Genomic DNA, 24746 nt, shown 5'->3' with positions numbered 1-24746 from the left:
ACTCTATAATCAATGAGAAAATTTGTACTATTTTCTGTTGCTCTTGGATTGAGTTTTCCTTCTGAATCCTATTCTTTTACAAAAAAGGAAGGCTCTTTGAAGAACGTTAATTCAACAAGCGTTCTTTTAAGTTCTTCTGCAAAAAGTGCGGTTCAAAATACAGTGCAAGGTACTGTAACGGATGGAAAAGGTCCAGTCTCTGAAGTGAGCGTGTCTGTAATTGGCGGTAATGCGTCAACGAAGACCGATGCGCAGGGGCATTTTAAAATTACAGCTGCCGTGGGGAGCAAGTTGCGTTTTTCATCCGTAGGTTATATTACGCGAGAGGTTCCTGTGACTTCGAATTCGCTAAATGTAACTTTGGTCGATGATAATCAAACGTTAAATGAAGTCGTTGTTGTTGGATACGGTACACAGAAAAAGAGTAACTTAACAGGTGCTGTTGCGTCAGTTAATATCAAAGAGACAATGCAAGGGCGTCCTATTGCTGATGCAGGACGTGCCATGCAGGGTACGACTCCTGGATTGAGTATCGTTATTCCGAGTGGAGAGGTGGGATCTGATCCAACGATCAAAATTCGCGGTCAAATAGGTTCAATAACTGGATCCAATAATCCATTGATATTACTGGATAATGTGGAGATTCCGAGTATCAATATTGTGAATCCCGATGATATTGAATCTATTTCAGTTTTAAAGGATGCAGCAGCATCATCTATTTACGGAGCTAAAGCCGCGTATGGTGTCATTTTAATTACAACAAAACAGGGGGCTAAAACTGATCAGGTGTCAGTAAATTATTCTAATAATTTCTCCTTTCAAAACCCATTCAAGAAATACGAAATGGGGACGGTTGATGCGTTGAGATATTCGTTGGATGCAGCTTTGCGCGTTGGTAGCAATTTTACTGGAGCTTTCTATAAAATAAATGAAGAAAGTTATCAAAAATCGGTTGAATGGCAGGATAAATATGGTAGCTCGGTCGGTAAAGATGATCCAACGTTGTATGGACGTGACTGGTATTATGATCCTGCAACAGGTTATAAATATGGCGTACGTACGTATGATCCATATGACTATATGGTTCGTGAGTGGGCTCCTACGCAACAACATAATTTATCGCTATCGGGTAAATCAGGTAAAACTTCTTATAATGTAGGATTGGGGTTGCTTGATCAGTCAGGTATGTTGAAGACTAATACGGATAAGTTCTCGAGATATAATGCTTCAGTACGGGTTTCTCATGAGATTAACAAATACATTACAGCGAGGGCAGGAGCTATTTATTCCCGTACGAATAAACAATATCCGTATGCAACGAATTCGACAACAGCAGATCCATGGTTATATATGTACCGTTGGAGTTCGCTGTATCCGTTTGGAAATGATGGTGACGGGGATCCAATTCGTAGTCCAGCTTATGAGACAGGTGCAGCAAACGTGGCAAGCCAGTTAAAAAACTATATGAATTTCAATGGTGGTGCTACTGTAAATTTCACGAAGAACTGGAAATTGGATTTTGATTACACATTGACCAATCAGGAGATGATCTGGAATAAGCCGGGTACACGTTTTACAGCAGGCAATTCCTGGGGAAATCCAGTGGTGAAAAAGGATGCAAATGGAAACCAGATGTATGTCGATGCAAATGGAAATTATGTGGATGCATCTGCTGCGGGCGCGATGGCTGCATATGATCTAGATTATTTCCAATATACAGCTGCAGGCTCTAATCCTGACCATTACCGTAAGGAAGATGAGAATTTCTTGCGCCATACGATCAATGCCTTCTCTACTTACAATTTAAGTTTGGATGGTGGGCATGAGTTTAAATTTATGGCAGGTTTAAACCGTGTTGCGGAACAAACTGAAAATTCTTGGACACAAATTACAAACCTACTGGATATCAAGAATCCACAATTAACGTTTGGATCGGGAACAGTGACTGGTTCCGGTTATAAAAAATGGGAATCTCAGATTGGTTTTTTTGGCCGGGTAAACTATGCTTATAAGGATAAATACTTGTTTGAAGCAAATTTACGTCGTGATGGATCGTCTAAATTCCCGACTAGCTTGCGCTGGAAATGGTATCCGTCGTTCTCTGCAGGTTGGGTGGTATCGCAAGAATCTTTTATGGACTGGTCACGTGAGTTCGTAAATCAATTTAAAATCCGCGGTTCATGGGGCTCAATTGGAGACCAGGCTGTTCCGAACAATTTGTATACAAGTTATATGACGAATGCCCAATCTAACTGGATTAACAGCTCAGGAAATAAGGATTGGTATGTAGGATCTCCTGCCGCTGTTCTATCTCAGGTAGGCTGGCAAGATATCCAGACCTTGGATTTTGGACTTGACGCAAGATTCCTCAAGAATAAATTGGGGCTTGTGTTTGATTGGTACCAACGCGATACCAAAAATATGCTAGTGCCGATGGAAGGTGTTGCTGCGACTTTTGGTGCTGAGGCTCCTAAAGGTAATTTTGGCGCTTTACGTACGAGAGGTTGGGAGCTTGCCGTTGATTTTAACCACCGTTTCGAAAATGGTTTGGGAATTAATCTGCGTGCAAACGTATCGGATGCAAAATCTGTTATCACAGAATACGGTACAACAACTTTAGTGGATGGATACTATAACGGTAAGACATTCGGTGAAATTTGGGGTTATGAAACGGATCGTCTATATCAAAAAAGTGATTTCGTTTATGAAAACGGGAAACTAGTTACGACAACCGTCAATGGTAAGACAATGAACAAGTTGTCTGATCCAAATGGAGCTTACCAATCTTGGGTTCAAAATTCTTCTACCTTCCTTTATGGTCCCGGTGATGTTAAGTTTAAGGATTTAAACGGGGATGGTGCTATAGATAACGGTAAGGGGACAATTTCAGATCATGGTGACCTTTCTGTGATTGGTAATTCGACGCCGAGGTATGAATATGGCTTTCGTTTAGGGGCTGATTTCAAAGGTTTTGACCTCTCTGCGTTCTTCCAAGGCGTAGGTAGCCGCCAGGTTTGGGGAAAAGGGTTCTTGGCGCAGGCCGGCTTTAATGCATCTGATGGAGCAATGCCTGCAGTTATGTCTTCAGATTATTGGACTGAAAATAATACGGGTGCATTTTATCCTGCAGCATACAGCAACGGTGGAACCGACAATATTAATAATATGCAGGTACAAAGTCGCTATTTGTTGGATATGTCCTATTTGCGTATTAAGAACTTAACCTTGGGTTATACCCTTCCGAAAGGAACGTTGAGTCGAATCGGAGTAAGCAATTTACGTATATACACTGCTTTGGAAAACTTCTTTACATGGGATAAACTTAATGGCTTACCTATCGACCCTGAAGCTGTTGTTGGGGTGAATATGTTTGTTGATCAGAGCTTGAATAATTACAATAGTGGCCGTATTGGTGTTGGAACGCCAACGTTCAAATCTGCTTCTTTTGGCGTTCAATTGACATTTTAATTGAAATTATCATGAAAATTAAAACAAAATTCTTATATATATTATTAGGTTCCTCAATGGTGTTATCAAGCTGTAATAGCTTGTTAGATCGCCCGTCTTTGGATCAGATTACAGATGGTTCGGGGCTTTATTGGAGGGATGAAAATGACCTAAGGTTATTTGCGAACGGTTTTTATACGCAATATTTCAACGGCTACAATAGTTCCTTTACGACGGATTATACGCCAGTAAGGGGGTATACTTTTTCAGACGATTTGACTTTTAGTGGTCAACAAGCTAATTTTGAAAATGCTATACCTGATACGCGTTCATCCACATCTGAAGTTGCGGCATGGCTTGATACGTATGCAGGTCCCACATGGAATTATTCGTGGGTTCGCAAATCCAATATTTTCTTGAATAGAATAGAGACTATTGCTAAGCCGAACTTAACCACAGCTCAATATAATCACTGGACTGCTGTTGCGAAATTCTTTAAAGCTTTTGAGTATTCTAGGTTGGTCTCTGTTTTCGGGGATGTTCCATATTTTGAATCTGAAGTATCTGCTTCTGATTTTGATACGCAATATAAAGATCGTGATAATCGTGGTGTCGTGATGGATCATGTGTACGATGACTTTGTATATGTATTGCAGAATATGAAAGCCGATGATGGTGCAAATGTGTTGAATAAGTATATTGCAGCGTCTTTTATATCACGTTTGATGTTGTTTGAAGGTTCTTGGCAGAAATACCACGGTCTTGATCAGGTAAGAGCAAAGAAATATTTGGAGCTTGCTCAAAGTGCAGCGGAGGTTGTTATGAGTTCAGGGAAGTATTCATTTACTGCTGATTTCAAAAGTTTGTTTTCTTCCCAGGATTTAGCTACCAACAAAGAAGTGATTATGTATCGTAAATACGATGCATCCGTTAGTGTGCTGCATGCAATCGGATCTTATCAAAATGGCATTGAGGCACAGGCTACAGCTCCAAATTTAAAATTGATCAAGGAATTTATCTGTATTGATGGTAAGCCTTATTCTTCATCATCACTTGCCAGTGCGGCTGATTTTTCGTTGAGTAAGTTGGCGACCTCTCGTGACCCGCGTTTTGAGGCTTCCTTTGATACGGATTTGAACTCCAAGGCTTCAACATTTGTCTATGGAACAAAGTATGTCGCTCGTAATGGCTATAAGATAACAAGTGCAAATCCTGATTATTCTAAGTGGAATTCAAATACCAATACATCAGACGCTCCTGTTATTCGTTATGGAGAAGTTGTGTTAAACTGGATTGAAGCAAAGCAAATTTTAGCCGAGAACTTTGGTGGTGGAGCTGTTACACAAACAGATCTTGATAAGTCAATCAATGCAGTAAGAAATAGGCCGCTTGACGAAGCTGCTATAGCTAAAGGAGTGACAAAGACTGCGCCGTTACAGATTGGTTCAATTGCCAATGATCCAGCTAGAGACGCAGATGTAACGCCACTAATGTGGGAAATACGTCGTGAGCGCCGGATGGAATTCGTGTTTGAATACTCGCGATTGCTGGATTTAAAGAGATGGAAAAAGCTGGGTTATATGGACTTTTCTAAAAGTACGGATTATTTCACAGGAATTTGGGTTGACGTAGCAAAACAGGCTCCAGATTTCTTAAAATCTAACTATGTTGGCGTCACCAAAGTGAGGAAAGCGGATGGAACCGTAGTGACTTATAATGGTTCTAATGCTGCTGATATGGTTGGTTTTATAGTGGTTCAAAATGCAGCAAATAGAAATGCCGTGGATGATAAATTTTATTTAGCTCCAGTGGGTAAAGCGCAAATTGTTGACTATGAGCAAAGAGGGTATAAATTAACACAAACTAAAGGGTGGTAATTTAATCCACATATTATGAGGCCTTGTCTATGTTTTTAGACAAGGCTTTTTTATGCCCATGATAGCCGAGGCTGTCGAAAACAAACCTAAATCTACATCTAAAATACTTTGCATAAAAACGCATTTTTATTTTATTATTATGCATAAAAACGCTATTTTTAAGAAAACATTACGCATGAGGTTTCCAATTATCACCTTTTTTATTGCATTATCCTGCGTTTTTAACGTTGTGATAGCGCAGCAGTCCTTCAAATTTGCCCACGTAACAGACACGCATGTCGGTGGTGCAACAGGAGAGGAGGATTTGCGACGTACTGTAAAGGACCTGAATACATTGAAAGATATTGATTTTGTTATACTCTCCGGAGATATCACTGAGTTTGGTGCTGATCATGAGTTAAAGCTTGCAAAGCGCATCTTAGATAGTTTGCAGCTGCCTTGGTATGTGATTCCGGGAAATCACGATGGAAATTGGTCTGAAAATGGAGCCAATACATTTCGTACCGTTTTTGGTGGTGAGACCTTTTTCTTTAAGCATAAAGGTTACGCATTCATTGGAACCAATTCAGGGCCAAATATGCGTATGAGTCCTGGCCAGATTCCTCGTGAAAACCTGGTTTGGATGGATTCCATTTTTGCAGCGAATCCTGATAATCAGCTGCCATTGATCTATATTAATCATTATCCACAGGATTCATCGTTAAACAACTGGTTTGACGCCTTAAAAAGGGTCAAAACGCGGAATGTTCAATTGGCGCTTTGCGGACATGGCCATGCCAATAAATTATACGATTGGGAAGGAATTCCAGGAGTAATGGGGCGTTCCAACCTGCGTGCGAATAAAGCGGTTGGCGGTTATAATATTGTGACTATCGCCGATGGTAAAGCGAGTTATCAGGAGCGTAATCCCGGTGTAGGGATGCAGGAGAAATCTTGGGTTGTTGTCCCTCTATTTAATCATCATTATGAAAATGAAACGGTAAGCTATCCGAGACCAAGTTATGCTGTGAATACCAAATATGCAGATCAGGTTAAAGTCAATTGGACTTTCGAAGATGCTAGTGATATTGGGGCGGGACTAGCTGTTTACAAAAATAGCGTGATTACATCAAATACCGCGGGCGATATCTTTGCGCTTGATTTAAAAACTGGCAAAAAGCTATGGGCATTTCGTACAGGTGGTAAAGTTTATTCTACTCCGGCTGTGTGGAAAGGGATTGTCGTGGCGGGATCATCGGATCATGCAATTTATGCGGTAGATGCCCGTAATGGCAAGTTGTTGTGGAAGGTGCAGACTGAAAAGGCGGTTTTGGGTTCGCCTCTGCTACATAATGGCGTGGCTTTTATCGGTGGTTCGGATGGTAAGTTTAGGGCACTGGACATCAAGACGGGGGCTGTAAAATGGAGCTTTGATCAGGTCAAAGGATTTGTATCGACCCTGCCAACGTATTATTTGGGGAATGTAATTTTTGGCTCCTGGAGTAATGGATTCTATGCTTTGAATGTCAATACAGGTAAGTTGTCGTGGGAATGGAATAATGGACAGGCTAATCGGATGTTTTCAGCGGCGGCATGTAATCCAGTGGGGGTAAATAATCGTGTTTTTGTAGTTGCACCGGATCGTTTTATGACAGCACTGGATGCGAAAACGGGGGCGGTCATTTGGCGGGAAAAGAAAGATACCATTCGGGTGCGCGAGTCTATGGGGTTGGCAGCAGATCATAAACTGGTTTATGTGAAGACGATGGATGGGGATCTTTTGGGTATTTCAGTTGCTGGTGATCGTATGGCTGTTGCCTGGAAGTCCAAGCTTAAATTGCCCTACGAATTGACACCTTCTGCAATTACCTCCAATGGCAAATTGGTATTTGTGCCGAGTCATTCGGGTTTGCTATCCGGGGTTGACGCAAAAACAGGCGCGGTAATATGGCAATATAAAATATCCAATGGAATGGTTAATCCTGTAGCGCTAAATGGCAGGAATACAGTGATAGCGAGTGCGATGGATGGCAAAATAGTTTCATTACAGTTTTAAGCAATCGATTGAATTGATCTTTTTGAAAATAAATGCCTTGATATGATAAAAAAATGTCTAAACTTCTTAAATTTACGTCAAGCTTTTTTGCTTGTTTTTGCATGTTTTGTTTGTAACTTTGCGAAAGCACAGCAAAATGCTTGGATTAGAATAAACCAATTGGGCTATACTCCGGCGGGCAAGAAGGTCGCGGTATGGGGCGGGAAATCAATCAGGCAGCTTCGTTCTTTTGAAATTAAAAACGCAGAAACGGGTAAAACAGTCTATGTGCATCCCGTCGGAAAAGATTATGGGGCTTATGGTCCTTTTGTTCAAAGCTTTCGTTTTGATTTCTCTTCTATACAGGATACAGGACGCTTTTTTGTTCAGGCTGGTGATGTGAAGTCTCCAACATTTCGAATTGCTCGGGACGTTTACAAAGGAGCGGCAGATTTTGTACTGCGTTATATGCGGCAACAACGGACATTGTTTAACCCTTTTCTGAAAGATAGCTGCCATACACATGATGGATTTGCGCTTTATGCAGGAAAGGTTGGAATTCCCGATAGCTCCCATATCGATGCGGGTGGAGGTTGGCATGATGCTTCTGATTATTTGCAATATGCGACAACGTCGGCAAATGCGACATTTCATCTGTTAGCGGCTTACCGCGATTTTCCAAAGGTATTTGGTGATCTAAAGCAAGCAAATGGTCTTGATGGAAAAAACGGTCGTGCCGATGTACTGGATGAAGCAAAATGGGGCTTGGATTGGTTGTTGAAAATGCATCCTAAAGCCAATCAAATGTACAATCAGATTGGTGATGACCGGGATCATGCAAGCATGCGGATGCCAAAGGAAGATCCCTATTATGGTCGTGGATTTGAAAGACCGGTGTATTTTATCGATGGCGAACCACAACAGCGTGGTAAGTTTATGAATAATACGACGGGGACAAGTTCTACTGCTGGTAAATTTAGTAGTGCTTTTCGCCTGGGGGCAATGTTGTTTGACAAAGAGGATGGGAAATATGCAAAGCTGCTTTCAAAGAAATCGGAAACGGCCTATGCTTATGCCAATATAAAACCAGGCGTGACACAGACAGTTTCTGTGAAATCGCCTTATATTTATGCCGAAGATAATTGGGTGGACGATATGCAGTTGGCCGCTGCAATGGGGTTTTCGGTGACAAAAAAAGAAAAGTTTGCACGAGAAGCCTTAGGCTACGCCCGGCAAGAAAAGATTACACCTTGGATGGTAAGCGATACTGCTGCACATTATCAGTGGTACCCTTTTATCAATCTTGGGCATTATGAGTTGGCAAAAGGATTAAAAGGACAAGATCGCGAGGAGATTGTTTCTTATTATAAACAGGGGATTGAGGAAGTCAATCGGAGAGCCGAAAAAAATGCTTTTTTTCGCGGAGTCCCCTTTATCTGGTGTAGCAACAACTTAACGGTATCCTTTGCGATCCAATGTCTCTGGTATAAAGAATTGACGGGAGATGCGCATTTTGATGAGCTAGCCCAAGCAAATTTTGACTGGTTATTTGGGACGAACCCTTGGGGCACGAGTATGGTATATGGTCTTCCATCTGGGGGCGATACACCTGTTGATCCGCATTCGGCGTTTACCTTTCTTGGAAAGCATCCGATCGATGGCGGTTTGGTTGATGGGCCCATTATGGCATCCACGTATCGCAATCTGATCGGTATCAAGTTGAATAATCCGGATAGCTATGCGGAGTTTCAAAGTGATTTGGCGGTCTATCATGACGACTACGGAGATTATAGTACGAATGAGCCGACAATGGATGGTACCGCTTCGTTGATTTATCTGCTGGCTTCAAAGGAGGGTAAGGCAATGGAGGAGCCGACCGGAAAAAAGTAACACGGGATGTTTTCGGTGCTATTGTCCGGGGCGACTCGACAAAGCGGCAGGTGGCTCTGGTGTTTACAGGTCATGATTTATCTGAGGGTACAGCTGAGGTATTAGCAAGTCTAAAACGTAATGGCGTTAAAGGCTCTTTTTTCCTGACAGGTGATTATCTCAGAACACCAGATTTTGAGGCGTATGTCCGTCAGATGTTAAGCGATGGCCATTGGATTTCGGGGCACTCGGATAAACATCTTCTGGTGAGTGACTGGGGGAGTAGGGATGTGCTTTTGGTGAAGCGTGACTCTTTTGTCGCTGATCTAAGGGCAAATCTGAAAGCACTGGAACGTGTGGGCGTTCAAAGAGAGCAGCTGTCCTATTATATTCCTTCTTATGAATGGTATAATAGTGAAACAGTCGATTGGGCAAAAGCAGTTGGTCTAAATTCGGTTAATTATACACCAGGAATACGGACTGCAGCTGACTATACCTATCCTGAAATGGGGGCTCGTTATTTATCGTCGACAGCGATTCTCGACAATCTCTGGTCTTATGAAACTCGATATGGGCTCAATGGATTTCTGATATTGATTCACATGGGAACCGATGATCGGCGGAAAGATAAACTGTATCATCATTTGGATGATATCATTAGCATATTAAAGGGGAAAGGGTATCAACTTGTGGATGTGCCCGATTTATTGAAATAAAGAAATACAATATATACTAATAATGGTAAATACAACGGAGAAAGATTCGAATTATCAGGATTTGGACAAGATGTCTGTGCATGAGTTATTGACAAATATCAATAATGAGGATAAATCTGTGCCACTTGCTGTAGAGCAGGCTATCCCTCAGATTGAAGCATTGGTTAAAGTCACTGTGGAGAAAATGAAGGCTGGTGGTCGAACTTTTTATATCGGCGCTGGTACAAGTGGTCGTTTGGGCGTGTTGGATGCGTCAGAATTACCTCCGACTTACGGCGTTCCATTTGAATGGATCATTGGGTTAATTGCTGGTGGTGATACTGCAATTAGAAAAGCAGTTGAATTTGCAGAAGACGATTTGGAGCAGGCCTGGAAAGATATGGAAGCCTATGATATTGATGAAAACGATGTTGTTATCGGTATTGCGGCCTCTGGAACCACACCTTATGTTATTGGCGGATTAAAAACGGCAAACGAGAAGGGGCTTGTGACGGGATGTATTGTCTGTAATGGGGGGTCTCCGATTGCTGAAGTAGCGCAGTATCCGGTTGAAGTTATTGTTGGGCCAGAATTCGTTACCGGATCTACTCGGATGAAATCGGGTACAGCACAGAAACTTGTGTTAAATATGTTCAGTACCGCAGTGATGATCCAATTGGGCAGGGTAAAAGGGAATAAGATGGTCGATATGCAATTGTCAAACCATAAGCTGGTCGGTCGTGGTGTACGTATCATTATGGATCAAACCGGGGTGCTTGAAGAAGAGGCAGCGGCTTTACTTGAACAATTTGGTAATGTAAGACAGGCAATTGAAGCTTATCAGGCTACCCATTGAGTATAACCTACTAAAAATCACCTATTTTAAAAACAAACTATGTCACCAGTAATATTATTATCTTTTATAATAATCTATTTTGCAGTTCTGCTTGCAGTAGCTCACTTCACCTCGAAGGGGGCTTCCGATAACTCTACTTTTTTTGTCGCAAACCGGAACTCTAAATGGTATATGGTCGCCTTTGGGATGATCGGTACCGCGCTCTCCGGCGTAACTTTTATTTCGGTTCCCGGCGCAGTCGGTGCGTCTGAATTTAGCTATTTTCAATTTGTTCTTGGGAATGCCGTTGGTTTTGTCATTATTGCCTATGTATTGCTTCCGCTCTATTATAGAATGAACTTGACTTCCATTTACACGTATTTGGAAGAACGTTTTGGGCACACCACGTATAAAACAGGTGCTGCTATTTTTTTGGTTTCCCGTACGATAGGTTCAGCATTTCGTCTTTATTTGGTGGCAATCGTATTGCAGCATTTTATTTTTGATGCCTGGAATGTGCCTTTCGCGATTACGGTCGTTATATGTTTGGTGTTAATCTGGATGTATACAAATAAGGGCGGTTTAAAGACAATCATTGTAACGGATACCCTACAGACTACCTTTTTAGTGACTGCAGTAATTCTCTCCATCTATTTTATGGCAAAAGGATTAGATTTTGGTATTGTGGATACTTTCGAGGCTGTGAAAGAAAGTAGTTATTCCAAGATCTTTTTCTGGGATGATTTTGTAGGCAGTAAAGCAAATTTTTGGAAACAATTCTTGGGAGGGATTTTTGTGACCATTGCAATGACGGGGCTTGATCAGGATCTGATGCAAAAGAACTTATCGATGGGGACCATTAAAGAGGCCCAAAAGAACATGATCACTTTTACAAGTGTTTTTGTGGTCATTAATATTTTCTTTTTAGCTGTCGGTGCTTTGCTGTATATCTATGCGGCTAAAAACGGGATTGATGTGACTCAACTGGCAACACGCGATTATTTGTACCCAGAAATTGCATTAAACCACTTGGCAATTGTTCCTGCAATCATTTTTATGATGGGGCTGACGGCCGCTACTTTTGCAACGACAGATAGTGCGCTAACTGCCCTAACGACATCTTTCTGCATAGACTTTTTAAACTTCAATAAAAAAGAAAATCCCAATGATCCAACGCTGATCAAACAGCGTAACTATGTCCATTTTGGTTTTTCCATTGTGATGTTGTTGGTTATTTTGGTCTTTAAGCTGATCAATGATGATTCGGTCGTAAATGCAATCTTTACTGCGGCGAGTTATACCTATGGGCCTTTGTTGGGTTTATTCGTTTTTGGAATATTCACAAAATATGCGGTGCGGGATAAGGCTGTACCCTATATCTGTGTGCTTTCGCCTACCGTATTATTTTTGCTTAAAACCTATGTAATTGAGGTGTATACACCGTATGTTATCGGATTGGATTTGATCATTATAAATGGTTTTATCACGTTTGTAATGCTTTTGATCAGTTCTCCAGGTAAAGCAAGTGAAAAAGCATTGTCCCACAATTAATGCATTTCAGCTATAAAAAGTTTCTCCATTGGTGAGAAGATGTAAATACAAGTAGTGATTTTGATTTGTACGTACAGAAAAATTAAGTTAAGTTTGATATACTTAGTTTTTCTGTACGTATGTATCATAGCATAAATGAGACTACGGAATTTATCCGTAGAAAAATTGGAGATTTTGCTCCAGAATTCGGTATCATCCTAGGTACTGGTTTAGGTAAGTTGGTTGATGAAATTGAAGTCGAGTATCAGCTGATGTATTCCAATATACCTAATTTCCCTATTTCAACTGTTGAATTTCATTCTGGTAAGCTTATTTTTGGTAAGCTGAGTGGACGCAATGTGGTCGCTATGCAGGGAAGGTTGCATTATTATGAAGGTTATGATATGCAGCAGATTACATTTCCGATCCGGATCATGAAGGTTTTGGGGGTACAGAAATTGTTTGTTTCCAACGCTGCGGGATCCCTTAATCCTGATGTGAAAAAAGGTGACCTTGGAATTATTGAAGATCATATCAATTTATTGCCGGATAATCCGCTTCGCGGACAAAATTTGGCGGAGTTTGGACCACGATTTCCGGATATGAGCGAGCCTTATAACCGAAAGATGATCGAGCAGGCTCTTGAAATTGCAGCCAAACATGCTATTGCTGCGCGAAAAGTTGTTTATGTTTCTTCCGCAGGTCCAAATTTGGAAACAAAAGCTGAATATCGTTATATGCGCCTGATCGGTGGCGATGTGGTCGGTATGAGTACCGTTCCGGAGGTTATTGTCGCCAATCATATGGCTCTTCCGGTATTTGCCATTTCTGTTGTTACGGATGAGGGCTTTCATGAACAACTTAAACCTGTGTCGTTGCAGGAAATTGTCACTGTTGCGGAGAAAGCGGAACCTAAAATGACATTAATTTTGAAAGAATTAATAGCTTTGCAATAAATTACATCTTTATGTGTCACCGTTGAAGGAGAAGGTTGCTGGATTTGTGTGGTGTGAAGGGTAATTGGTTCATTCAGGTGAATTTAGCTTTTTTGGTTTTTATATAATTTTAGATGAAGTTGATCGTACGCATACTTGCCGCATGGTGTGTTTTATTTATTTATTCCGTGGATGTCATTGCGCAGAGCAAAGAAGATTGGAGCAGTGCATTGGATTCGGCTAGAGCCAAGGAGGATGGAAAGAAGGATTCCGTTATCCTGTCTGCAAAGTATATCCGATATGCGACATTGGATATGTTAAAAAAAGCTACTTATACACGGCAGATTGATACATCACATCATAACTATCAGTATTATAATCCGCAGAATTTACCATGGAATCCCAGTGTGAACCTTGGGGCCTATGGCCTTGCCACACGGGATCTATTGTTCCAGCCTAAAAAGACTATTGGCTTTCAGTCTGGTTTTACAGCGTTGGAACGTTATTTATTGAACCCCGATTCGGTCCAATATTTTAGGGCCCGGGCGAGGTACTCCGAATTGTCTGCGGTAGGATTCTTTTTTAATGACCAGGTTTTTAGGGCTCGGGTGGCCCAGAATATCAATTCCCAATGGAATATGAATGTCGATTTTCATTCTACCAAAACGGATGGATTTTACCTTGGACAGAGTTATTCAGATTTAAAGGCTTCAGTTGCTTCTTGGTATGAATCGAAAAATAATCGGTATAATTTGTTGATCAATGGGGTATTTAATCGTTTGGATGCCATGGAGAATGGTTCTATTACGGAAGATCTTCCATTTGCGCCTGGAAATAGACAATCGCCGGACCGATTTATACCAAAATTCTATGATGCGAGTAATACAAATATACCTCGGTCTAAGTGGTGGGATAATTCATTTTTCCTGAGACAGTCACTTTATTTGGGGCGATTGGATACAATTGATAAAGGTAAGCCTACGATGGAGATCCGTCCAACGAATAGCATGGCACATAATACCCGCCTCCGAAGACAGACTTACAGCTTCTTCAAGAACATGGATGACCAAAATGCAGCTTTACCATACAATAATAGGGCGTTGGCGCTAAACAATGATAAGACGCTGATCACGAATGTTTCAAATGAATTTGAATATAACTTTTTTCTCAGAGGGAAGTCGGTCTTTAAGAATGAGGTAAAGTTGAATTTGGCTTTTCAGCACGACATGAACTGGGTGGAGCAGAATCAGTTGGACTCCATGCGGTATTATAACAATACTTCAGCCTATCCTCAGCCACTGAAGAAATTGCCGGATAGCACAACATTTAATCGTTTTTATCAAAATGGAATCGCGAAAGGTGAATTGGGATATAAGTTTTCAGATCGTCTTGATTTTAGTTTAAAAGCGAATCAAATCGTATTTGGCCACAACTTTGGGGACTTCTTGTATGAAGCTAAAGCGGATATCGCTATGGGGGATAAAATCGGAAAGGTGACGTTGTCAGCTTATTCACAGAACAAATCCCCGGAGATGGTTTTCGAAAATTTGAATTATACCTACGGAAAATGGAATGATTTAGATCTTAAAAAGACTAAAATTCAGAATCTGGGGTTTCAATATGCCAATCCGATGCTTGGTTTCCATGGCAAGGTTGAGTATTTTCTGATGAACAATTATACCTATTTCGAAGAGTTGTCCAATCCACAGAACGATCCGAAGAAAGATAAATGGATTGTTCCGGCACAATTGGATAAAGCTAATTTGTTAAAGGTAACCGTTGGACAAAAATTTAAATTAAACCATTTTACCTTCGATAATCTTGTGGTCTATCAGAAGACAGATCAAAAGGATGTATTGGCTGTCCCGGAGTTGTATACCTGGCATAGTTTGTATTACAGTAACCTGTTTTATAAAGTTATTGATTATAGTATCGGTCTGGACGCAAAGTTCAATACACCCTATGCCAATCCGAATTATTCGATTGGGACAGGACAGTTTTACAATGCTTACAAACAGATTGAGTTTTCGACGTATCCAATCATGGATCTATGGGTTACAGCGAATATACAACGGGTAAATATGTTTTTGAGTTATAATTTTTTAAATCAGAACTTCTATCCGCATGGTTACTATACCGTCAGACGTTATCCGATGAATAGTGCTAATTTTAGATTTGGTATTTCTTGGAAGTTCTATGATTAAAAATTATTTCGGTGTTTCTTAGCTTGTTGTGATGTTTAAGGCATAAAATCTTGTAAAATAATTTTGAGAATAGAATTTTTAAGCTATATTTGCACACGCAATTAGGGAACGGCGTTCTTTAAAAAAGTATGGAGGCTTAGCTCAGCTGGTTCAGAGCATCTGCCTTACAAGCAGAGGGTCACAGGTTCGAATCCTGTAGCCTCCACCATACAAAGTCGGAGAATTAGCTCAGCTGGTTCAGAGCATCTGCCTTACAAGCAGAGGGTCACTGGTTCGAATCCAGTATTCTCCACCAATCCAAAACGGAGGCTTAGCTCAGCTGGTTCAGAGCATCTGCCTTACAAGCAGAGGGTCACAGGTTCGAATCCTGTAGCCTCCACAAAAGCATCATCAAATGGTGCTTTTTTTTCGTTAGGGGGTTTAGCTCAGCTGGTTTAGAGCACTACCTCGACAAGGTAGGGGTCACTGGTTCGAACCCAGTAATCCCCACGATAAAAAAAGCGTTCTTCATGAACGCTTTTTTTATGTATTGAACTCGCTGGGAAATTTGAAAGCCCCCGATCCGGTATTCAATCTGTCTCGGGAATCTCTCATGTTTATTTTCTTACTATTTCCGTTTCTTACCTAGTTTAATTCCGTAACCTGTTGTCCATTCAATAAAATCAGCTTTACCGCCATGGGCTTTAATGGAAACACCGGCAAAGAAATCTTTGTAAACTTTATAACGTACACCTACTCTTAAATACACAGGCATGCTCTCGCCATTGAATTCGTTGCGATGAAGATAGGCTCCAACATTTCCGTTGATGTATAGACGTGAATTTAACACATGATCAATGTAGAATGCTGGGCCGTAAGAAAATAAGGCGGAGAATTTCCCGGCTTTGTCGCCGGCAACCTTTTCGTCGTTTCCGCTGGCTGAATAAAATGCATCAAACCCAGCGCCAAGTCGCCATTTGTAGCCGAAATGCTTGCTGTAGTATGCACCTAACGTAGATTTAAAATATTGGCCGTCGTGTTCGCGATCAATCTGTTTGAAGCCAAAGGCATAGTTAAAATGGAGTTCCTCTGTTTTCTCCATCTGTGGAATACTTGTTTTTCTATAATCAAAAGGTTTGTTTGTTGGTGTATACGAAACAGATAGGCTCAAGGGGACGAGGTTTATCCCTGTGTTCGGTAATGCCAGGGCTCCATTGCTGAAGTGATGAAAGGCTGCGCCGGCCCCTACCTGGAAGTTTTTATTTAGGCGGTAGTTGACCTGAAGTCCAAGGTCAATAAATACATTATTTTTGCTGCCGATAAGTAGGTTGAAAGGATTGTCTTCCTCATTATAAGGATTGAATCTGCCAGAGAGACCGAGTGCAATCCGATAGTTGAAATTCCATCTCGAATTTACTTTTGGTCTAATGGGAATGGCGACAAAGCCATAGGCTGCGAAAGGTCGTCCGAGGTGTTCCTGGCCAAATGTACTGCTGTAGATCCCGATGCCGTATATTGGATAGTTGTATATTTCGTTGTAAATACTCTTTAGGGAGTCTTGAAACTGTGTTTGAAAACCGACTCTGAAATTTAGTCCGCTATAGTAAGAGTCTGCAAGGGTTTCTTTGGAGGGCTCATTGAATTTGAGTTCGCCCCCGCTTTCATGTTCAAGTTGAAATATAAGTCTCGTCTTGGCTGGGGTACGGCTTTGTAAAGTATCCTTCGGATTTTCTATTCGGGGTGTGACCTGTGCTGTGGTACGAAAGGAGAGTAGTGCCAAGGCCACAAAAGCAAGTATTCTTGATCTCATGAAATAAAACGTTAGCGTTTTTTAAAATATTTGCAAAAATAAGAATGATATATCATTGTAACAATAGTATTTAAACAGTAGCGAAATCTAGTTGTAAAAAATGCCATTTTTCAGCCACATCTTGTCGGTTAGTGGCGGGAGAAATTGGGTGACTTAACTATCAGGATGTCAAATGGGTAAATAATTATTGTTTATGTCTTTAATTGTATTGCATATAAAAAGCAATTTATCTAAGTTTGAGGTGAAAAGAAAAAGGAAATATGATTAAAAACCTATTTAGAATTACTGCTGTTACGTTTGCACTAACAACAGCAGGGTATGCTTTGTTTGCCCAAAACGCCAAATTTGATTGGAAAGAAGCATCTGAGGGGGGGTACACCTACAAGTACGTAACGAATGACCCTACCCATTCGCGGTTTTACAAGCTAAAAAATGGCTTAACTGTGATTTTGAGTCCGACTAAAAAAGAACCACGTATTCAAACTTACATTGCAACAAAGGCGGGGAGCAAAACAGATCCGAAGGATCACACCGGTTTGGCCCATTACCTGGAGCATATGTTATTCAAAGGAACCGATAAATTTGGCTCTAAAGACTGGGCAAAGGAGAAACCTTTGTTAGATCAGATTGATGCGCTCTATGAGAAATATAATGGTACAACTGACGAAACCGAACGGAAAGCAATCTATAAGGAAATCGATAAAGTATCTGGAGAAGCCGCGAAATATGCGATTGCGAATGAGTATGATAAATTGATGGCATCAATGGGGGCGGAAGGTACTAATGCTTTTACTTCATTTGAGCAGACAGTCTATCAGGAGCAAATTCCTAGTAATGTAATGGATAAGTATCTTGCTGTACAGGCAGAGCGGTTTAGATATCCGGTATTGCGTCTGTTCCATACCGAACTGGAAGCTGTGTATGAAGAGAAAAATATCAGCTTGGATAAAGATAATCGTAAGGCTGTAGAATCGATGTTTTCAGCAGCATTTCCCAATAATAATTACGGAAAGCAGACGACAATTGGTACTGTAGAGCACCTTAAAAATCCATCTTTGAAAGCGATTCGTGAATATTTTCATACCTATTATGTCCCTAATAATATGGGGGTTATTATGTCGGGGGATTTTGATCCTACCGAGGTGGTGAAAAAGGTGGATAAGACCTTTGCATTTATGCAGGCGAAAGAGGTTCCAGCCTATACTTTTGATGCGGAGAAACCAATTTTAACTCCTGTTGTCCGCGAGGTGAAAGGTCCGGATGCTGAATTTATGTTAATGGGATTCCGTTTTCCTGGCGCCGCGACAAAGGATGCCCGTATGCTCAATTTGATGAGTCAGATCTTGACGAATGGTTCTGCTGGTCTGATTGATCTGGATTTGGTGAAGAATCAAAAATTATTAGGTGCAGGTGCTTTTCCTTATGTGTTAAAAGACTACTCTTTGCTCCTGTTGCAGGGTAATCCTGGTCAGGGACAGAGCTTGGAAGAGGTGCAACAGCTGCTGTTGCAAGAATTGGCAAAATTGAGAAAAGGTGAATTCTCGGATGATTTGATTACAGCCATTGTCAACAATGCGAAGAAAGACGAAATCAAACAGAATGAAAGCTATGGTGACCGAGCTGAATCATTGATGGATGCCTTTACTTCGGGCCAGGATTGGGCGTCTGTTGTGGGATATTCGGATGAATTGAATAAAATCACCAAGCAAGATGTGGTGGATTTTGCTAACAAATACTTGAATGATAATAATTACGTCGTTATTTATAAACGTAAGGGTGTTGATAGTAATGTTGTTAAAGTTGTTAAACCTGAGATTACTCCTGTAACGGTCAATCGCGACGACCAGTCTGAGTTCTTGAAGCGGGTTGAAGCAATGCCAGAGGATAAAATCCAGCCGGTATGGGTAGATTATAACAAAGATATTCAGAAAGCTACTGCAAACGGTTTGCCAGTACTTGCTGTAAAGAACTCAGATAATGAACTGTTTTCGCTGTCTTATCGTTTTGATGGTGGAAAATGGAGCAATAAGTTACTTTCATTGGCTGCGGGTTACCTTGAATTTTTGGGTACAAAAGATAAGTCTAGTGAGCAATTCAGCAAGGATTTTTATCAATTGGCTTCTGATTTTTCGGTGTCTGCAGGAAATGAGGAAACCATGGTGTCGATTTCAGGTTTGAATTCCAACTTTACGGCTACATTGAACTTGATTCAGGATTTATTGCGTAATTGTGTTGCTGATCCGGAGGCTTTCAAAATGTATATTGCCCGTCTTAAAAAAGCGAGAGCAAATGCGAAAGAAAACAAGGGCGCTATCATGGAGGGTCTAAAATCTTATGCTAAATATGGCGCTAAAAATCCGTTTAATAATGTGTTTACAGATGCGGAATTGGATGCTTTAAAAGCGGAGGATTTGGTGAAGGCATTGCACGATTTGGCTAATATGAAACATACGATGCTTTATTTTGGCCCATTAACTGCCTCGGAATTTGTAGCGAAAGCGAAGCCTTTGAAACAAGGTGCTGGAGAGTATGTTCAGGCGAAAAAGGCGGTCGTGTTTGCAGAATTGCCAACAAGCAAGAACCAGGTCCTTTTTGCTAATTTCGATATGAAGCAGGCTGAAGTGTTTTGGTATAGAAGTTCAGGAATATACAACAGTGCTTTGACACCGACTGTTTCATTGTTTAATAATTACTTTGGTGGCGGAATGGGAAGTATTGTCTTCCAGACTATCCGTGAATCAAAAGCATTGGCTTATTCAACTTATGCTTATTATGGACAACCTTATAAAAAGGAAAACCATTATACAGTAGGCGCTTACATTGGGACGCAGGCAGATAAGTTTAACGATGCGATTAAAGGCATGAACGAACTATTGGATGTATTGCCTGAAAGTGCTAAGGGGCTGGATATTGCGAAAGTAAGTCTGGAAAAATCAATTGCCAGTGAGCGTGTGTTGAATGCTTCTATTTTAGGTAGTTATCTGGCGGCACAACGTTTGGGGAATGCAACTGATATTCGCAAAGTTGTCTATGAGCAAGCGCCAAAATTAACTTATGGCGATCTAAATACTTTCCACAAGAAAGAAATGAGTCAAAAGCCGTACGTTTACTGTATTGTAGCGAAGGAAGAAAGTCTTAAGCCAGAAGATCTTGCAAAATTGGGCGAGGTTAAAAAGCTGGATCTTAAAGAGATCTTCGGCTATTAGATCCAGAATTGCTTGTCTTAAGAATTAGATTAGCTTATGAAATTAAAGAAGCCTCCGGTGTTTGCCGGAGGCTTCTTTCGTGTCAGGTTTTGTGATGCCCTTTGTTTTTTTCTTATTTCACGCTACGCAATCCTTGTTTCACTGTTCACGGGGAGGATTAATTTTAGGGTGAATTCGTTATCGTGGCTACTCAAGCCAGTGTATTAAAACCGGATAATCTCCTCAATCTGTTCGTTGATGAATTGCAGCGTATCTTCTTTGAATAACTGCCCGTCGTCATTCAGTTCGTTCTGAACATTGGGTAGAAAGATCTTGAGGGGAAGCACGTGCATTCTTAAGTAGTGGCATATGCCAGTCAGATGATCGATGCCGCGGAGGTTGCCATAGCGTCCTGAAGACAGTCCGACCAATGCAACTTTCTTGTGATAAAAGCTGATCGGAAAAGTGCAGCAATCGATAAAAAGCTTGAGCGCTCCTGGTATACTTCCGTTGTATTCTGGTGCGATGAAAATAAACAGTTCCGCTTTACTGACCTTTTCTTGGATAGGTTCAAATGCTGTACTTCTTTTTCCATAAAGATCTGTTTCTAAAATGTTTGCTGGCAGATCTTCCAGCGAAAAGATGTCACTTTCAATTGACTTACGATCAAGTAATTGCTGGTAGCACTTTGCTATTTTTAACGTCTTACTATTGGGACGGTTTGTTCCGGATATTATTAAAATCATTGTGTTGTTGATACTTATAAAAAGCGCAGTTTCAAAGTGGATACATATCTTGATTTTTTGTATCTTAGCATCCTGAGGATATGTGCTTTCGATCAATCAAAAGTACGAAATATGCTGAATTTGTTTTGTTAATTTGAATTACGGATAAAAAATTTGGCAAATTGATCTTCAAAGAAGTGAAATGTGGAATAAAATGACATTTTAATTAAGAAAGGTTTTCATTCAAGATGGGAAAAGTAATTGCAATCGCAAATCAAAAGGGTGGGGTCGGAAAAACCACAACGTCAATTAATTTGGCGGCTAGTTTGGCGGTTTTAGAATATAAAACATTGTTGGTCGATGCAGATCCCCAAGCAAACTCTACTTCTGGGATTGGCTTTGACCCTCGTACAATCAGCGCAAGTGTATACGAATGTTTAGTGAATGATTTGGATCCTCGTGAGGCTATTCAGTCAACAGAAACACCAAATTTGGATCTTTTACCGGCTCATATTGATTTGGTTGGGGCAGAAATTGAGATGATCAATATGCACGAAAGGGAGTACAAGATGAAAAAAATCTTGGATCAGGTGAAACAGGATTATGATTTTATTATCATCGATTGTTCGCCTTCCTTAGGCTTAATTACAATCAATGCACTATCTGCTTCTGACTCAGTCATCATTCCGGTACAGTGCGAATACTTTGCCCTAGAAGGACTTGGTAAGTTGTTGAACACAATTAAAATAGTTCAAAACCGTTTAAATACAAGTTTGGAGATTGAAGGAATTTTGTTGACCATGTATGATGTTCGCTTAAGATTGTCAAATCAGGTGGTCGAGGAAGTGAAAACACATTTCACAGATTTAGTTTTTGATACGATTATTCAGCGAAATACCCGTTTGAGCGAAGCTCCAAGCTTTGGAATTTCTGTTATCATGCATGATGCGTCCTGTAAAGGGGCAATCAACTATTTGAACTTGGCGCGAGAGATTTTACAAAAAAACGGGCATCTTAATGAAATGAATAAAACAGTAACCGCATAATATGGCAGCACATCAGCGTAAAACAGGACTGGGAAGAGGCTTAGGTGCGCTATTAAACGATAGTGTAGAAGTTCCTGCTAAAAGTAATCAGCAAGTGGAAGAAGCTCCTCTAGTTACATCAACTGCTGTAAAAACAACAAAAGAGAATGGCAGTATCAGCCATGTTCGTGTAGAAGAAATATCTGTCAACCCTTTTCAGCCGCGTACAGAATTTGATCCGGTTGCCTTACAGGAGTTATCGGAATCGATTATTTTACAAGGATTAATTCAGCCGATTACCGTACGTAAAATTTCGGACGGTAATTATCAGTTGATCTCCGGAGAGCGACGTCTCCGTGCTTCACGCCTGGCCGGTATTACCGAAATTCCAGCGTATATCCGTACCGCCAACGACCAGCAGATGCTGGAAATGGCCCTGATTGAGAATATTCAGCGGGAGAACCTAAATGCGATTGAAGTAGCCTTGAGCTTTCAGCGCATGATTGAGGAATGTAATCTAAAACAGGAAGAATTGGGTGAGCGTGTCAGCAAAAACCGTTCTACTGTTACAAATTATCTCCGTTTATTAAAACTCCCACCTGTCATTCAAGCGGCAATACGCGATGGCGCATTGACCATGGGACATGCTCGTGCTTTGATTAATATTCCGGAGGTTGATAAGCAGCTTTATATCTTTAAGTTGATTATTGATCAAGGTTTATCCGTTCGTAAGGCGGAGGAGTTGGTTCGTGAGTTACAAAAAGGAGGTAAGAAAAAAGCTGGAAAAGATAATGCTCCGATGTCTTTTCAATTGCAGAAAATTGAAGATGATCTGGCGTCAAAATTTTCTTCTCGCGTCAAATTGAATCTGAAGAGCACAAAAGGAAAAGGAGCAATTGAGATCCCTTTTGAATCGGAAGATGATTTAAGTCGCATTCTTGAATTGTTAGATTGGTAATATGGCCAAGTTAATAAGCTTGATATTTGCGGTGTTTGCACTGTCGGTGGTACATGGACAGACTGTGGATACAATTCCTAAGAAACAAATAGCACCAGTCAAAATAGATAGCATAAAACAAAAATCGGTACAGGATACCGTAAAGAAAGAGTCTCGGAAGGAACGTAAAAAACGGGAGAAGGAGGAGGCTAAGGCGAAAGAGAAGGTTGTGTTTAAGGATTCGACACGCTTGGCTATTGAAGCAAAAAATAAACAGGCTTGGAAACGCTCTTTGGTTCTTCCAGGCTGGGGACAATACACCAACGGTGGCGTTTGGTGGATAAAAGTGCCTGCAATCTATGGTGGCTTAATAACAACCGTACTAGTTTTTGATTTTAATAACCGTTATTATAAGGAACTACTGGGGGTATTACAAGACAAAGCTCTTGGTAAGCCAATTGATCCTTATTACATCGGAATCTCAGACCAATCTATCATCCGAGCAAAAGATAATGCGCGGCGAAATCGAGATCTCATGGTGCTGCTTACCTTAGGTGTTTATGGCCTGAATGTCGCAGAGGCTTATATTGACTCGATGCTTAAATATCGCTGGAGTATTGGTGACGATAAGCCCAAAAAGACTGCTTTCTTAATTGGACCTACTTTAATGGATGCGAGTCTCGCGTCGGGAACTTATTCATTTAAACCTACTGTAGGACTTAAATTGACCATGAAATTCAATTAAATCCCGTATTCCTAAAATGATATTTCGATTGGAAATGATTGTTGATCCGGGTTTATCTAATTTGTCTTTTAGTGAATATTGCATATACACTGCTAGTTTAGATTGATGTTTGTGGTTTTTAAACATGGGTATTTCATTGGAATTTTTTAATTTTAAAAATAAACTATACTTTTTTTTCTAAATATATGAACATCATTCTCTTGGGATATGGCAAAATGGGGCAGATTATCGAAAGATACGCGCTGAAAAGAGGCCATCAAATTTTTTTAGTTGTCGATGAACATAATCGTCCCAACCTGACTGCTGATGATATCAAAGGAGCTGATGTCGCAATAGACTTTAGTGTACCTTTCGCGGCACTGGATAATATGAATCTTTGCCTTGAGGCAGGTGTGCCTATTGTCGTCGGAACAACCGGTTGGTATGATCAACTGGAGGAAGTTAAGGCGAAGTGTTTGGAGGCTGATGGTTCCATTTTGTATGGATCTAACTTTTCCATCGGAGTGAACGTGTTCTTCCATATCAATAGAATGTTGGCGAAGGCCCTACAGCCATACAAACAATATGATGTTCAGGTAGAGGAGATACATCACATTCATAAACTTGATGCACCAAGTGGTACAGCAATTACGATTGCTGAGGGGATATTGGATAATAGCGATGTGAAAACCACCTGGGTGAATACTGTTATTGGTGATCAGGATGAAATTATTCCAAAACCACAGGAGCTTTTAATTGAAAGCCATCGTATCGAAGAGGTTCCGGGAACACATACGGTACTTTATAGTTCTGAGGTTGACCAAATAGAGTTTAAGCATACCGCACATAGCCGTGATGGATTTGCTTTAGGAGCTGTAGTTGCTGCTGAATGGTTGAATGGCAAAAGAGGTTTCTATCAGGTTACTGAAATTTTTGATTTTAATAAATAGTACTA

At 40.7% G+C, this 24746-nt stretch carries 16 protein-coding genes and 4 tRNA genes; 18 read left to right on the top strand and 2 right to left on the bottom strand.

The window, feature by feature from the left end:
- Positions 1-12: 12 nt before the first annotated feature.
- The 13 genes from M2419_RS17795 to M2419_RS17735 all read left to right on the top strand — a co-directional run bounded on the left by M2419_RS17795 (position 13) and on the right by M2419_RS17735 (position 15895).
- Entirely contained in the window at positions 13-3468 is a 3456-nt protein-coding gene (locus M2419_RS17795) for a TonB-dependent receptor (RefSeq protein ID WP_153844375.1), read from the top strand.
- 11 nt (positions 3469-3479) lie between these two features.
- Positions 3480-5324 (top strand): RagB/SusD family nutrient uptake outer membrane protein, encoded by a 1845-nt coding sequence (locus M2419_RS17790; RefSeq protein WP_153844374.1) that lies wholly within the window; start codon positions 3480-3482, stop codon positions 5322-5324.
- Between the two features lie 175 nt (positions 5325-5499).
- Positions 5500-7359, top strand: a complete 1860-nt coding sequence (locus tag M2419_RS17785; RefSeq protein ID WP_259255474.1) for a PQQ-binding-like beta-propeller repeat protein — start codon at positions 5500-5502, stop codon at positions 7357-7359.
- Positions 7360-7401: 42 nt separating this feature from the next.
- Positions 7402-9228, top strand: a complete 1827-nt coding sequence (locus M2419_RS17780; protein WP_227550066.1) for a glycoside hydrolase family 9 protein — start codon at positions 7402-7404, stop codon at positions 9226-9228.
- A 50-nt stretch (positions 9229-9278) separates the two neighbouring features.
- A complete protein-coding gene (locus tag M2419_RS17775; protein WP_259255473.1) occupies positions 9279-9923 on the top strand; it encodes a polysaccharide deacetylase family protein in 645 nt (214 codons plus the stop codon).
- 22 nt (positions 9924-9945) lie between these two features.
- A complete protein-coding gene (gene murQ / locus M2419_RS17770) occupies positions 9946-10758 on the top strand; it encodes an N-acetylmuramic acid 6-phosphate etherase (protein ID WP_259255472.1) in 813 nt (270 codons plus the stop codon).
- 39 nt (positions 10759-10797) lie between these two features.
- The gene (locus M2419_RS17765; protein ID WP_159727456.1) at positions 10798-12288 is read left to right on the top strand and encodes a sodium:solute symporter; all 1491 of its coding nucleotides are present in this window, start codon (positions 10798-10800) and stop codon (positions 12286-12288) included.
- 119 nt (positions 12289-12407) lie between these two features.
- Positions 12408-13223, top strand: coding sequence for a purine-nucleoside phosphorylase (locus M2419_RS17760; RefSeq protein ID WP_075994483.1), 816 nt, complete (start codon positions 12408-12410; stop codon positions 13221-13223).
- A 113-nt stretch (positions 13224-13336) separates the two neighbouring features.
- Positions 13337-15406, top strand: coding sequence for a putative porin (locus M2419_RS17755; protein ID WP_159727454.1), 2070 nt, complete (start codon positions 13337-13339; stop codon positions 15404-15406).
- Between the two features lie 130 nt (positions 15407-15536).
- Positions 15537-15614, top strand: a tRNA-Val gene (locus M2419_RS17750).
- A 9-nt stretch (positions 15615-15623) separates the two neighbouring features.
- Positions 15624-15701, top strand: a tRNA-Val gene (locus tag M2419_RS17745).
- 9 nt (positions 15702-15710) lie between these two features.
- Positions 15711-15785, top strand: a tRNA-Val gene (locus tag M2419_RS17740).
- 35 nt (positions 15786-15820) lie between these two features.
- A tRNA-Val gene (locus M2419_RS17735) sits at positions 15821-15895 on the top strand.
- Positions 15896-16013: 118 nt separating this feature from the next.
- Here M2419_RS17735 and M2419_RS17730 read toward each other — a convergent pair.
- Positions 16014-17195 (bottom strand): acyloxyacyl hydrolase, encoded by a 1182-nt coding sequence (locus M2419_RS17730; RefSeq protein ID WP_159727452.1) that lies wholly within the window; start codon positions 17193-17195, stop codon positions 16014-16016.
- A gap of 260 nt (positions 17196-17455) precedes the next feature.
- Here M2419_RS17730 and M2419_RS17725 point away from each other — a divergent pair, with 260 nt between their 5' ends.
- A complete protein-coding gene (locus tag M2419_RS17725) occupies positions 17456-20401 on the top strand; it encodes a pitrilysin family protein (RefSeq protein ID WP_153844368.1) in 2946 nt (981 codons plus the stop codon).
- Between the two features lie 203 nt (positions 20402-20604).
- Here the strand turns inward: M2419_RS17725 and M2419_RS17720 are convergent, their stop codons facing one another.
- Positions 20605-21126, bottom strand: a complete 522-nt coding sequence (locus M2419_RS17720) for an NADPH-dependent FMN reductase (protein WP_159727449.1) — start codon at positions 21124-21126, stop codon at positions 20605-20607.
- 227 nt (positions 21127-21353) lie between these two features.
- Between M2419_RS17720 and M2419_RS17715 the strand changes: the two genes are divergently transcribed.
- The 4 genes from M2419_RS17715 (at position 21354) to dapB (ending at position 24741) form a co-directional block, all read left to right on the top strand.
- Positions 21354-22151 (top strand): ParA family protein, encoded by a 798-nt coding sequence (locus M2419_RS17715; RefSeq protein ID WP_070561294.1) that lies wholly within the window; start codon positions 21354-21356, stop codon positions 22149-22151.
- Between the two features lies 1 nt (position 22152).
- On the top strand, positions 22153-23088 hold the full coding sequence (locus M2419_RS17710) for a ParB/RepB/Spo0J family partition protein (RefSeq protein ID WP_153844366.1): 936 nt from the start codon (positions 22153-22155) through the stop codon (positions 23086-23088).
- Between the two features lies 1 nt (position 23089).
- The gene (locus M2419_RS17705; RefSeq protein WP_120335101.1) at positions 23090-23812 is read left to right on the top strand and encodes a DUF5683 domain-containing protein; all 723 of its coding nucleotides are present in this window, start codon (positions 23090-23092) and stop codon (positions 23810-23812) included.
- Between the two features lie 185 nt (positions 23813-23997).
- A complete protein-coding gene (dapB, locus tag M2419_RS17700) occupies positions 23998-24741 on the top strand; it encodes a 4-hydroxy-tetrahydrodipicolinate reductase (protein WP_153844365.1) in 744 nt (247 codons plus the stop codon).
- Positions 24742-24746: the final 5 nt, after the last annotated feature.

This window comes from Sphingobacterium sp. BIGb0116, assembly GCF_024808035.1.
Lineage (GTDB): Bacteria > Bacteroidota > Bacteroidia > Sphingobacteriales > Sphingobacteriaceae > Sphingobacterium > Sphingobacterium paramultivorum.
The sequence above is the reverse complement of the archived record's forward strand: the minus strand, read 5'-3'. Positions and strand labels throughout refer to the sequence as shown.

What these genes read in the sequence shown, in the direction of transcription:
- M2419_RS17795 (WP_153844375.1), top strand. Translation starts at nt 13, where the DNA reads ATGAGAAAATTTGTACTATTTTCTGTTGCTCTTGGATTGAGTTTTCCT.
- M2419_RS17790 (WP_153844374.1), top strand. Translation starts at nt 3,480, where the DNA reads ATGAAAATTAAAACAAAATTCTTATATATATTATTAGGTTCCTCAATG.
- M2419_RS17785 (WP_259255474.1), top strand. Translation starts at nt 5,500, where the DNA reads ATGAGGTTTCCAATTATCACCTTTTTTATTGCATTATCCTGCGTTTTT.
- M2419_RS17780 (WP_227550066.1), top strand. Translation starts at nt 7,402, where the DNA reads ATGATAAAAAAATGTCTAAACTTCTTAAATTTACGTCAAGCTTTTTTG.
- murQ (WP_259255472.1), top strand. Translation starts at nt 9,946, where the DNA reads ATGGTAAATACAACGGAGAAAGATTCGAATTATCAGGATTTGGACAAG.
- M2419_RS17765 (WP_159727456.1), top strand. Translation starts at nt 10,798, where the DNA reads ATGTCACCAGTAATATTATTATCTTTTATAATAATCTATTTTGCAGTT.
- M2419_RS17760 (WP_075994483.1), top strand. Translation starts at nt 12,408, where the DNA reads ATGTATCATAGCATAAATGAGACTACGGAATTTATCCGTAGAAAAATT.
- M2419_RS17755 (WP_159727454.1), top strand. Translation starts at nt 13,337, where the DNA reads ATGAAGTTGATCGTACGCATACTTGCCGCATGGTGTGTTTTATTTATT.
- M2419_RS17730 (WP_159727452.1), bottom strand. Translation starts at nt 17,195, where the DNA reads ATGAGATCAAGAATACTTGCTTTTGTGGCCTTGGCACTACTCTCCTTT.
- M2419_RS17725 (WP_153844368.1), top strand. Translation starts at nt 17,456, where the DNA reads ATGATTAAAAACCTATTTAGAATTACTGCTGTTACGTTTGCACTAACA.
- M2419_RS17720 (WP_159727449.1), bottom strand. Translation starts at nt 21,126, where the DNA reads ATGATTTTAATAATATCCGGAACAAACCGTCCCAATAGTAAGACGTTA.
- M2419_RS17715 (WP_070561294.1), top strand. Translation starts at nt 21,354, where the DNA reads ATGGGAAAAGTAATTGCAATCGCAAATCAAAAGGGTGGGGTCGGAAAA.
- M2419_RS17710 (WP_153844366.1), top strand. Translation starts at nt 22,153, where the DNA reads ATGGCAGCACATCAGCGTAAAACAGGACTGGGAAGAGGCTTAGGTGCG.
- M2419_RS17705 (WP_120335101.1), top strand. Translation starts at nt 23,090, where the DNA reads ATGGCCAAGTTAATAAGCTTGATATTTGCGGTGTTTGCACTGTCGGTG.
- dapB (WP_153844365.1), top strand. Translation starts at nt 23,998, where the DNA reads ATGAACATCATTCTCTTGGGATATGGCAAAATGGGGCAGATTATCGAA.